This window comes from Ideonella sp. B508-1 (genome assembly GCF_000333615.1).
Taxonomy (GTDB): domain Bacteria; phylum Pseudomonadota; class Gammaproteobacteria; order Burkholderiales; family Burkholderiaceae_C; genus Ideonella.
This window is the reverse complement of sequence record NZ_BADL01000218.1, coordinates 1-11,418: the sequence shown is the minus strand read 5'-3', so window position 1 is coordinate 11,418 and position 11,418 is coordinate 1. Positions and strand designations below refer to the sequence as shown.

The window sequence follows — 11,418 nt, the reverse complement described above, 5'->3', positions numbered from 1 at the left end:
CACCCGGCAGGCCCCAGTCGCTTATGGACAGCACCTGGGAGTCGCCTCGTCCATCTCCGTCAATGCAGTTCACCTGCCACGGCAGCGCAACACGGTTGAGCGACACCACGAAATGGTCCAGTCCTCGGCAGGCCTGGATGAAATTGCGAACGGCCAAGGTGGTCTCGGCCCGGTTGGCATCCGGATAGTCGGCCGACAGGTGAAGCACACAGGGCGGCTGTGCTGCGGCGTGTCGCAGGTTCACTGCCGGTCCCCCCAGGCTGCGCGCAGGAACAGCATGTTGCCCAGCAGGTAGCGCCGCCACATGCGGCGTGGCTCCCGCCAGAGCCGGTACAGCCATTCCAGCTTCATGGCGCGGAGCCAATCCGGCGCCCGCTTGGCCGTGCCGCTCCAAAAGTCGAACAGCGCCCCCACGCCGATCGCCACCGGCACGCCCGCTGCCGGTGCGCATCGCGCAATCCAGTGTTCCTGCAGCGGATTGCCCATGGCCACCAGCAGCACATCGGGTGCCGCCTGCCGGATGCGCTCGCAGAGCGCCGCCTCCTCCTCGGGACTGAAGTAGCCATGGGCATGGCCCACCCAGTCGTGACGCGGAAAGAGCTCGCGACACCGCGCGTGGGCCGCGTCCACCACCTCGGGCCTTGCGCCCAGCAGGAAGACCCGAAGTCGCGAGCGACTTTCGCGCAGCCAGCGGGGCACGAAGTCCGTGCCATTGAGGTTTTCAGGGAAAGTGTGCCCATAACGCCATCGGCTCGCGATGTCCATGCCCACGCCATCGTTGACGATGAGGAAATGCCTCAGGGTATTTTGGTAGGACAGCTGCCGACGCGCCTGGTTCAGGGTGTGAGCATTGGCAAAAGCGAGATACACGGATCGACGCCGTGTGGCGCAGTCGTCCAGTTCGCGCATGAGGACCTCGCCGGTCATCACCGCGATGTCCACCCCCTGCAAACGTCGCACCTGATGCCCCGGTATCTGGTCGTAGTGCACCATGAACCGCTCGGCAGTGGCGGGCCAGCTCCAGTGGCTCGCCGCCTGCAGCGCGGCGTGGCGAAGCCGAGGATGGTCCGCCGCAACCCGGTCGATGTACTGGTGGGCCACGCTGGCCGCGACCTCCGGTCGAGTGAAGTCCAGCGTCTGCCCCACCCCGGCGCGCTCGACAATGACCTCGAAGCTGCGAATGTCGGACGCCAGTGGAATCAGCCCAGCCGAAAGCCCTTCCACCAGGGTCATGCCAAAGCCCTCGTACTCGGAGGCGCTGGCCACAAAGGACGCCCGGCCCAGCTGTGTCCGGATCTGCTGGTCACTCAGGCCCGTGTGGATCTCGACGGCCTCCTGCACCCCCAGCGACCGGACCAGATCCTGCAGACGGGTCAGATTGCCGTCCCAGTCCCGTCCGATCACCAACAGCCGTGCGGCGCACCCTCGCGTGCGCAGATCCGCGACCAGCCTCACCAGCCGGTCCACCCGCTTGTTGTTGGAAAAGCGCCCCACGAAGGCCAGCACCGGCTGGAAGCCTGCTGCGGCTGCCCCCCGGAATTTCTCGGTGTCCACGCCGTTCTCGATCAGGGTCATGCCATTGGGACGGATGACCTGAAAAGTGTCGAAGTCGCCTTCGCTGCATGCGAACACGTGCGCATACCGATGCAGTGACCAACGCGTCACGGTGTGAAAGAAAAGCCGCTTCAGGCGGGATGCGTAAGCCGTGTGGAAAAAGCCCCCATGCGTTGAGAGCAGCAGGGGGCGTCGGTGGAAGAACTGGGTGAGGGCCAGAAAGTCCGCAAAGAAGTCCACACCATGCACATGCACCAGGTCGAACTCGCGAAGGTGCTTGAGCACGCCCGGGGCCAGGGGATAGCGATGCGAGCCCCACCAGGCCAGGCGACGCACCGGGATGCCATCGAGACGCTCCTGCGCAGGCAGCGGCGGCGCCGGCGGGGCATGGAACACCGAATTCAAGGTCAGCACCTGGGCATCCAGCCCGGCGTTGCGCTGCTCGGCGGCCAGACAGGCCACAAAGCTCTCCAGCCCACCCACCGCAGGTGGGTACTGGCGAACCACATGCAGCACACGCAGCGGGCGCACGCCAGCAGCACCGCTGCGAGGCGACCAGGTTCGAGAATTCAAGGAAGGAAGTTCAGACATCACATGACCCGCCTGGCAAGATTCGGGAGCAGACGGTGCACGCCAGAGACGGCGGCCCAGGCCATCAGGAAAACAAGCAAAATCACAACCGGCTTGCGCACCAGGAAGCCAAGCTTGGCCGCCGACATCAGCACCAGCGGATGCACCAGATAGATGCCCAACGTGGCCCTGGACAGCGGGGTGGCCGACCAGGGCACCTTGTACTGAGTGCCGGGCCGCAACAGCAGCAGCCCCAGCGGAAATCCGATCAGATAAGGCCAGCTTGTTCCCCGGACGGGATGATTGACCAAGCCCCACAGCCCCGGCAAGACCCCCGCCAGGGACAGCCACCGGGCCCAGGGCGGCTGCGTGTTCCAGCAACGCAGGGACAAGCCTAACAGCACAGCCGGCAGAACCTGAAGATACTGTGCGAAGGGATATTCCAGCGACGCGGGCATCAGCACGCGCTGCGCCGCAAGCAGCAGCAATGCCGTGGCGGCGAAGACCCCCAGCAACCCGGCCCACGCTGGGGCCGGCCCCGGTACCGACCGGTGCCAGATGTCCATCGCCAGCAACACGAAGAACGTGAAGGGCAGGTACCAGAGATGGATGCTGGGGCCCGCCAGCAGCAAGACCGGCCACTCGGCGACCGTCCACTGCCCGGCCCGCCCTGTCACCACCTCCAGCAAGGCATACACCCCCCACCAGAACACCCAGGGCAGGAGCAGACGCTGAGCGCGCGCCTGCAACCGATCCCTCAGAGTCCCGTCCCGGGGGTGCGCCAGGACGACCGACAGCATCACGAAGACGATGAGCCCCGAGAGCGCGAACTCCTCCCCGGGCCCACGGGCGTGGTACCAGACGATGCCCAGGCAGGCCAGCACCCGCAGCCACTCGATGTCCTGACGTCTCAGCGCCGTCATGCGCCGGTCCCTGAGACAAGCGCGGCAAGCGCCTGTTCGTAGGGCGCCAGGGTGGCTCGCCAGGCCCATCGCTGGGCAGTTCGCACCGCGTGAAGCCGGTCTTCCGGATTGAGCTGACGCACCAGGACCTGCAAGCCGCGGGCGAGGTCGTCCTCGGTGCAGGCGGGCACCAGCACGTCACGGCCGGGCTCCAGATACTGCGCGAAGGAGCCCACGTCGGTGGCCAGCACCGGCAGCCCTGCCGATCTGGCGGCGAACAGGGCACCGCTCTGGTCGATGTGCCGATAGGGCAACACCATCGCCGCGCTGCCCCGCAGCAGCAGAGGAACCTCTGCATCCGGGACGAAACGGTCGATCAGATGCACCCGGTCGGCGGCCTCTCCCATGGCCGCGCAAGCCGCCTGCAGACAGGCTCGGTAGTCCGCTGAGCCGATCCGCCCCACCAGCAGCAGGCGAACACCGGCTGGCAGACCCGCGCGCACCACGGACTGCAACAGCACATCCGCACCCTTGTACGGTGAGAGATGCCCGAACATGAGCAGCAACAGCGCACCATCGGATGGCAGGCCCAGCTGACGGCAGAGGGCATCGCGGTCACCTGGCGCCGGGGGATGGAACTGGTCAATGCCATGTTCGATCACCAGGATGCGTTCCGGGGCGACACCGAACTCGGCATGCAGGACCACCTTCATGGCTTCGGTGTGCACCACCAGCCTGTGCGGCCAGCGATACACCCAGGAAAAGATCCTCCGATGCAGGGGAGTATCTGCGTTGTGCGGCAGCAGGTTGTGCACGCTGAGCCACCAGCGTGGAATGAACCGGTGTGCCAGCCAGGCTTCCACCAACACCCCCAGGCCCTTGCGCATGGTGAACAGGCCGTTGAAATGGAAGACCGCATCGGGTCGTTGCCGCGCCAGCCGCAGATAGGCAAACCAGTAGCGCCCGATGTTGAGCAACTTCTGCCAGGCGGGTCGACCTGCGCGCTGGCTGCCGCGCAGGTTGAGAAACTCGACGCCAGACTCGAGTCGCTCGACCAACGTGCCGTCCGCCCCCACCACGGTCACTGGCACGCCCCGTTGCGCCAGGCCGTTGGCAAACGCCACCTCGTATTCGGCCTGGAAGCCATGGGAAAGCAGCACCACGGGGGGCGTGGTGCCGGCTGCGGGCCTGCTGATTTCGGGGTGACGACCCTGCCCCATCAGAAAACCAGCCATTCCCGACGGAAGGCCCAGATCGCGCCCACGAGCTCTCTCACATCATCCCAGTGCCCACGCAGCGCATGATGCACAAGCTGGCGACCCATGGCCCGCACCACGCGGCCACTCATGCGGGGGTGGAACCTGCGGGTGAACACCAGACGATGNCGGTAAAGGTAACGAAGCGACAGACGCGATGCCCGCTTTCGGCTGCTGCCCCCCACCTTGTGGAACACCAGGCTGTCCGGCGCCCAGGCCAGCCCGTAGCCCTGCTGACGCCCCCGCTCCGCCCAGTCGATCTCCTCGTAGTAGAGAAAGTAGTCCTCGCACATCGGCCCGACACGTTCCAGCCAGTCCTGCGTGATCAGCATGGAAGCACCGACGATATAGCTGCAGGCTTGTTCCGTGGAGCCAGGGTCTTGCGGCAGATCCGACAGCAGGCCATCCGCCCCGAGATGCTGCGCCCCACCGGTCCAGGGGTGGAACGTCGCCCCCCCACGGGCCTGCACATGCGCAGGTCGCCAGTAGTAGGCCAGGGTAGACCCCACGGCCCCCGCCGAAGGGCGAGCGTCCAGACGCTGCAACAGCGCCACCAGACTGCGAGGCGTCACCACGGTGTCGGTATTGAGCAGCCAGTGGGCCTGGCAACCCGCCGCAGCCGCCACGGCCAGCCCCAGGTTGTTGCCACCGGCAAAGCCGGTGTTGCGGCTGGAACGGAGCAGCAACACCTGCGGCAGGGGAGAGGGCATGACCGCACCCGCGTCCAGACTGGCCCAGCGAAGATCGGCCGGCGCACGCGGGCTGCAGATCACGCCCGGCAGGCTGGCCTGCGGCAGGTGTTCGAACTCGCCGGCACACCAGGCCTCGATGCGCGACACCGAGCCATCGGTCGAGGCATTGTCGACCACGATGATGGACCGCGGAGACTCCGACAGGTGGAGCAGGGACCCGATGCATTCGACGACATCGGCCCAGCCATTCCAGTTGACCAGGATGATGCTGGTGTCTGCACTGGCGATCATGTCGATCGCTCCCGCAGGGCCGCCTGCCAGACCGCGTACTGCGCCCCCATGAACAGGCCGAAGGCCCCCAAGCCCTGCCCCATCCACTCCGGCTGCGTGTAGCTGGTGATGCAGGGCACCAGGAAGGCCCCGGCGAGTGCCGCCCCAACGGCACGCAACCGCCCCTGCGCAATCCGCAAGCTTCGGTAGGACACCACGGCAAAAGCCAGCATGAAGAGAAAAGGCACCGCGGCAGCCTGCACGCCCATGCGCAACGGATAGGCCAGATAGGCGTTGTGGATGTAGTAGGTCTCGTTCAGGAAGTGCCCCCGCGACGCCGTGGTCTGCTTGTATTCCCCGCCCAACCCCACGCCCGTCCAGGGACGTGCGGCGATTGCCTTCAGGGCATAGCTGTTCTCGGCCTGTCGCCAGCCAAAGGAGCCCCCGCTCTCCAGTTCGTTGACGGTGCTGAGCGCACGGTCCACCACAGCCTCGGCAGTTCGGGGTCTGACCACCCACAGCCCGGTGAGGAGCAAGGCCAGCAACAAACCCGCCAGCAGCCCCGCCAGCAGCCCCGCCCGCCACCCCCGGTACAGGGCCGCCGAGACGATCAGCCCCAGGCCCGTGGCCACCCAGACCCCGCGCCCGAAAGTCATGGCCAACCCCCCCGCCAGGATCAACAGCCCCAGCGGATACCAGACGCGTGCACCCGGGAACGACCGTACGAGGCCATTGACCATGTAGTAGATGCCGAAACCGATGACGTAGGTGGCCCCGCCCGTGAAGGAGCGTGCCACCCCGGAATCTCCCTCCGGGCTGTCCATGCGGGCGCCACCCATGATGCGGATATCCAGCATCGACTGCAACATGGCGATGCAGGCCATCGCCAATGCAATGACCAGCATGCCCCGCACCAGGGTTGGTGTGCAGTCCTTTGCCTGGCTGCTGATCAGGATGACCGGCAGAACGAACAAGGGCACGAACACGCGGTAGGAGGTCAGCAGAAAGGGATTGGGCGAGAAGAAGTGGACGTAGACGCTCGAGGCGGCAATGCAGGCCACCAGGTATAGCAAGGGCAGGAGAAAGGGACGCAGCGGCGTCAGCAGGGGGGTGCCCTCCAGCCAAGCACGCAGGACCACAGCCCCAAGCAAATACATCATCAGAAGCTCGTGGGCCTTGAATGACCCTGCCGAGGGCACGATCTGAGATGGGATGACCTCGAAGGCCAGTGCCAAGGTGAAGAACACGCCCAGCAGCGGCCATCGGGCGCCGGCATACAACAGCAGAACCCCAATGGGTGCAGCAAACAACAGGGCCGGCGGCAGCACCGGCGTGGCCAGGCCGAACAGTAGCGCCAACACCAGCACGATCGCAGCGCTCAAGAAACTCAGATCCCGCCGGTTGGAACCCGGCATGGGCTGGCCAGGGGTGGGTGACCTCGAAGCGGTGCCATGCAAGTTCATGTCCAAACCTCCTTGCGGCGCTGCAAAGCCGCCAGCAGTTGCGGCCGCTCAGTCTCGGTGAGCAGATAACGCCAGACGATGACACCCGCCACCGCCAGGGCACCCAGAAAGCCCAGCAGCCGCCACATCAGCGGTCTTGCGGCAAAGGCGGGAGCGAACATGATCACGGCAAGCACCATGATGGTCAGCAGCAGAGGAAGGGTCAGCGCACCACGGACCAGCTTGCGCTGGGCCAGATAGGCCAGCAGCATGGCATCAACCGCCGCCCGGATGGCCCAGGCCATGGCCGTGCCCTGAATCCCCCACCCAGTGGTCAGGAACATCACCAGCCCGAGATAGCAGGGCGCCTCGACCACATGGCACAGGGCCATCCAGCTGGGTGAGCCGCGGGTGAGGATCAGAGTTGCCGGCACCTGGGCCACACAGTTGAACAGGAGGCCGACGGCCAGGATCTTCAGCGCTGGCGCGGCCTCCTGCGCAAAGCGCTCGCCCAGCCAGGCATGGAAGCCCACGTCCGCCAGCAAGGCCGTACCCGCCAGCACCGGCAGGACCAGGATGGCCATGAACTTGAACATGCCCGCGTACACCCGACGCACCAGTCCGCCATCGGTCATGCCGGCAATGGCGGGAAAGGCGGCCCCCGTGATCGAGTAGGGCAGCATCAGCACCTTGGAGATCATGTCGTAAGCCGTGGCGTAGTAGCCCACGGCCGCCACCGGAACGATCGTGCCGATGATGAGGCGATCGAGCGAATTCATCATCGGGGAGATGATGTTGGACACGGTCATCCAGCCACCAAAACCCAGCAGCTTGCGCAGCTCGACGCGCCATTGGTGCGGCACACCTGCCGCCAACTCGAAAGTACAGTAGCGCTGGTACAGCAGCCTGTGCACGACATTGGCCACGACCCGCATGGCCACCACAGCCGCCACAAGGGATTCCAGCCGCGGAGACCACAGCACCGCGGCCAGCGGCGCCAGGTAGGTGAAGAGCCCCATGCCCACGCGCACGATGTTGAGCGGACCGAACTGGTTGCAGGCCTCCAGGCAGCCCCGGTATCCCGAGGTGAGCATCACGAACGGCAGGCCGAGTGCCAGGATGCGCATCGCGTTCACACCCTCCTGGTGAAGAGGGGGCGGCAAAGCCAGGCGCCCGACGATGAATTCGGCGAACACCAGGAAGCCTGCAGCCGACACCAGGCCGATGCCCAGCATCATCATCAGTGCGGCCTTGGCCACCACGCCGGCACCAGGCCTGTCCCCCTGTCCCAGCCTTTCGGCCACCACCCGTGTCATGGCCTTGCCCACACCGAAGTCGAAGAGCCCCAGATAGCCGATCAGCACCCAAACCACCGTTAGGAAGCCGTAGCGGGCTTCTCCAATGGTCTTGAGCAGCAGAGGCACCGTGACCAGTGCAAACAGGATCGGGGCACCCTGTCCGATCAGGTTCCAGGCTGAACTCTTGACGAGGGACTTGGCAAACATGGGTGGCGGCAATGGCAAGAAAACGGCTTCGGAACGCGGCGCGATCAGCGCTGCGCCTGCCCGAGAAAGAAATCTCGTGCAGCAGGTGTCATGGCGGCCAGCATCTCCTGGATGAAAGCGGCCTGCATGGCGAACTCCGCAGGCGCGTCGGCGCCGATGGTGGAAACACGGACCAGCACCCCGTCAGGGATCGTGCCGTGCAGGCCGTAGCGCAACTGCACGAAGTTGCGGTCCAACCGTCCACGAACCACGCGATCACCCACCACGGCCCAGTACGTCAAGGGCTCCACCCTCAGGGGACCTTTGGAAGTCTCGAGGCGTCGGGCAGCCAATGTGTGTCCTCCAGCCAGGGGGATGTCGACATTGGTCGAGTGGGCCACAAGAAAGCCCTGCGCTGGGTAACAGATCTCCGGGTAATGGAAGGCCAACTGATCGCGCTGATCCCCTCCGTAGGCCACCATGAGCATCATCCGATGCCCGCGGTCATCCTCGTACACCCGCGTGAGGATCTGGCTGTAGAGCTTGTCCTGCAGTGCGACCGCCTCAGGGTTGACCACGCCCACGGCGTCCCGGGTATCCAGACGCCAGACTCCGAAACGGAGCGGCACAAAATCTTGGATTTCGACACGCGCCACACGCTGGTCGGCCATGCGTGTCCGGGGAATACCGCTGTGAGCCACCCACGCACTGCCCAGCATGAGCGCCAAAGCCAGTCCTGCGCGCACCAGGATCGAACGCTCCGCTCGGACCTCAGGCATGCGCGGCCCCTTGGCCTGGCAGACTGCGCTGAAGCAGCCCATCCACCACCAACGTGAGCAGAAGCGCCGTGAGGAACAGGAGCAAACCGGCAAAGCCATGCAGAAAGCCCTGCCCCGCGGCATCGCCGAGGTAGTAGGTGATCAGCACCAGAGTCATCACCCGGATCACATTGGCCATGAAGCTGATCGGCACGATCAGGATCGCCAGGATCACATTCCGCGCCATCGAAGAAGAGCGCACGATGTTGAGGTACAGGAACCCCAGCGCCTCCAAGGTGAACAGGGTGGTCAGCCCAGCACATGCATCCGCCACCAGGAGTTGATAAGGGCCGATCTGGATCAGAACCCCTGACAGGCTGATGGGAAACCCTGCCCAGTACAGCAGTTGTCCCACCGTGGCGGAGACAGCCAGCTTCACCGGCATCGTGACGGCATCGACGATGGCGCTGGGCAAGGGCACCATGAAACACAGAAAGACCAGGGGAAATGCCACGGCCCGAAGCTGGCGGGGGCCACGCAGCAGGAGCACCATCCCCACCAGCATGGGGATGAGCGACCCCAGTTCGAACACGAGCACCCCCTGCGAGCGACCGATCGCATAGGTGGCACAGGCAATGAGCAACACCGGCCACGCCAGCTGCGGCACGGGTACGGACAGCGTCGCGTCGTCCACTTGCGACCATCGCTGCCATATGAGCCAACCAACCAGCAACAGGATGATGGGGCCATGCCCCTGCTGGTCGGACAGCCATGGCCCCGACAAGAGGTCATAAAGCGTCGGGCCGTAGAGCGCAACCAAGCCCGCCAGCATCATCAGCCACGGCGCATACCGTGACCCATCCCAGCGAGCGAGGGAACCGGATGGGGCCATGCCTGCCGCCCCGGCTCAGAACTCGTTCATGACCACGCCAACCACGGCCGCTTGGGTCGCATTGAGGCTGCCCACCAAATTCTGCACGGCCTCGATGCTGTTTTGATCCTTGCGCGCGATGACAAGCGCCAAACCACAACGTGCAGCCACCACCAGCCCGTCCGCACCGAAGCTGGCAGCAGGCGTGTCGAGGATGACATGGTCGAACTTGGTCAGCAGCTCCATCAAGAGCAGACCGAAGGCCGGTCCCTCCAGCAGTTCCAGGGGATTGGGCGGGCTGATGCCCACCGGCAGGACGAAGAGATTGGGCACCCCCTTGGCAGGCTTGATCACGCTCTCCCCCCGCCGTCCGCTCAGGAGACCCGCCAGACCGGTTCCACTGGCAAGGTCGAAGACCTCGTGCAGGCGGGGCCCACGCAGGTCAGCGTCAATGATGAGCGTGCGCTGGCCCAACTGGGCACAGGCCACCGCCAGATTGGCGGCGAAGAAGGTCTTGCCGTCCCCGGTGGTGGCGCTCAGCACGGCCAGGGCCCGCTTCTTGGTGGGTGCCCCCTCCTCCGCGTTGGGCTGGGTGCGCATCAGGATCTGCGCGCGCATGGCCCGGAAGGCCTCGGCCTGGTGGCCGAAAGGCTGGGCCAGTACCACCAGTTCGGGGCTGCTCTTCTGGGCCTCCTGTCCGCCATAGGCGTAATTGAACTGCTTGGACAAGGCGTGCAGCACGTCGTCCGGGGTGGCCAGGCCCAAGGCGATGGCCGCCTCCCCGAACTTCAACCCGTTGACGCGCTGGTATTCCAGGATCTCTCCCACCTGTTTGGCGGAGAGATTGCGGGTGTCGCGAATGATCTCGCCGAGGCTGCGGACATCCTCAGCGCTGGGCATGGCCTTGGCGGGCTTCACGTCTTCCGAGTCAGTAGGTGTTTGGCTCATGGTGTCGACTTCCGATCAGGCCTTCTTCGCGGGGCCGGCCAGGCGCCCGGAGATCACACGCTGGGCCATCAGGCTGGGCGCCTTCTTGCCCCTGATGGCCGGACGGGGCATCACGCCCACGATGGGCAGCCCCAAAGCCGCAACGAGATCTTCCGGACCGCGGACACGGCGGTCCATCAGCTCTCGCACGATGGCACTGGCCACCGCCAGCATCGTGCCCAGCACCAACGCCACGGCGATGTTCAGCCCCAGACGGGGGCTGGACTGCGTGAGCGGCGGCACCGCGGAACTCAGAATATTCACGTTGCTCTGCTGTGTCTGGCTTTCCAGGCTGCTCTGGTTCATCCGCCCCACGATGGCGTCATAGGCCTGCTGTGCGTTGTCGACATCCCGCTGGAGCACGCTCATCTCGTCGCGGCTCTCCTTCATCTTCAGCACCTTGGCCCGCTGCGCCTCCAGCGCAGACTTGACCTCGGCCACCCGGGCCGCATTGACGTTGGCATTGACGGCGGCGCTGCCGACGGCGCGCCGGGTCTCGGCCTCCAGACGGCTGCGCAGCTCCGCGATCGACGCCCGCGCCTGGATGACCTGGGGATTGTTCGGCCCCAGCCGGGTGTTCAGGTCCTGGAGGTTGGCTTCGGCCCGGTTGAGCTCCACCTTGAGGTTGCTCA

At 65.6% G+C, this 11,418-nt stretch carries 11 protein-coding genes; all 11 read right to left on the bottom strand.

Translation table 11 applies throughout. The annotated features are described in order from the left end of the window. Positions 1-208, bottom strand: a 208-nt coding sequence (locus I73_RS33845; protein WP_026096518.1) for a hypothetical protein, incomplete at its 3' end; no start/stop codon positions are given. Positions 209-240: 32 nt separating this feature from the next. Further along, on the bottom strand, positions 241-2,145 hold the full coding sequence (locus I73_RS30860; RefSeq protein WP_083876656.1) for a WecB/TagA/CpsF family glycosyltransferase: 1,905 nt from the start codon (positions 2,143-2,145) through the stop codon (positions 241-243). Beyond that, positions 2,145-3,047 (bottom strand): acyltransferase family protein, encoded by a 903-nt coding sequence (locus I73_RS09375; RefSeq protein WP_022980371.1) that lies wholly within the window; start codon positions 3,045-3,047, stop codon positions 2,145-2,147. Before I73_RS09375 ends, I73_RS30860 begins: the two co-directional genes overlap by 1 nt. After that, complete coding sequence (locus I73_RS30855; protein ID WP_159105871.1) at positions 3,044-4,150, bottom strand: glycosyltransferase; 1,107 nt, start codon at positions 4,148-4,150, stop codon at positions 3,044-3,046. The genes I73_RS09375 and I73_RS30855 overlap by 4 nt, the downstream gene beginning before the upstream one ends. 95 nt (positions 4,151-4,245) lie before the next feature. Beyond that, entirely contained in the window at positions 4,246-5,265 is a 1,020-nt protein-coding gene (locus tag I73_RS27090; RefSeq protein WP_051049147.1) for a glycosyltransferase family 2 protein, read from the bottom strand. Beyond that, positions 5,262-6,626: an O-antigen ligase gene (locus I73_RS09360; RefSeq protein ID WP_159105870.1), complete on the bottom strand. Its 1,365-nt coding sequence runs from the start codon at positions 6,624-6,626 to the stop codon at positions 5,262-5,264. Before I73_RS09360 ends, I73_RS27090 begins: the two co-directional genes overlap by 4 nt. 77 nt (positions 6,627-6,703) lie before the next feature. After that, entirely contained in the window at positions 6,704-8,191 is a 1,488-nt protein-coding gene (locus I73_RS09355; RefSeq protein ID WP_022980367.1) for a flippase, read from the bottom strand. Positions 8,192-8,235: 44 nt separating this feature from the next. Continuing rightward, on the bottom strand, positions 8,236-8,949 hold the full coding sequence (epsI, locus tag I73_RS09350) for an exosortase-associated protein EpsI, B-type (RefSeq protein WP_022980366.1): 714 nt from the start codon (positions 8,947-8,949) through the stop codon (positions 8,236-8,238). Next, the gene (gene xrtB / locus I73_RS27085; RefSeq protein WP_022980365.1) at positions 8,942-9,763 is read right to left on the bottom strand and encodes an exosortase B; all 822 of its coding nucleotides are present in this window, start codon (positions 9,761-9,763) and stop codon (positions 8,942-8,944) included. Before xrtB ends, epsI begins: the two co-directional genes overlap by 8 nt. 72 nt (positions 9,764-9,835) lie before the next feature. Further along, on the bottom strand, positions 9,836-10,747 hold the full coding sequence (locus I73_RS09340) for a polysaccharide biosynthesis tyrosine autokinase (protein ID WP_026096517.1): 912 nt from the start codon (positions 10,745-10,747) through the stop codon (positions 9,836-9,838). Between the two features lie 15 nt (positions 10,748-10,762). After that, a partial coding sequence (locus I73_RS27080) for a GNVR domain-containing protein (RefSeq protein WP_022980363.1) occupies positions 10,763-11,418 on the bottom strand: 656 nt, incomplete at its 5' end.

Excerpts from the sequence above, each read along its gene's own strand:
- I73_RS30860 (WP_083876656.1), bottom strand. The coding sequence starts at position 2,145 with ATGTCTGAACTTCCTTCCTTGAATTCTCGAACCTGGTCGCCTCGCAGC.
- I73_RS09375 (WP_022980371.1), bottom strand. The coding sequence starts at position 3,047 with ATGACGGCGCTGAGACGTCAGGACATCGAGTGGCTGCGGGTGCTGGCC.
- I73_RS09355 (WP_022980367.1), bottom strand. The coding sequence starts at position 8,191 with ATGTTTGCCAAGTCCCTCGTCAAGAGTTCAGCCTGGAACCTGATCGGA.
- epsI (WP_022980366.1), bottom strand. The coding sequence starts at position 8,949 with ATGCCTGAGGTCCGAGCGGAGCGTTCGATCCTGGTGCGCGCAGGACTG.
- xrtB (WP_022980365.1), bottom strand. The coding sequence starts at position 9,763 with ATGATGCTGGCGGGCTTGGTTGCGCTCTACGGCCCGACGCTTTATGAC.
- I73_RS09340 (WP_026096517.1), bottom strand. The coding sequence starts at position 10,747 with ATGAGCCAAACACCTACTGACTCGGAAGACGTGAAGCCCGCCAAGGCC.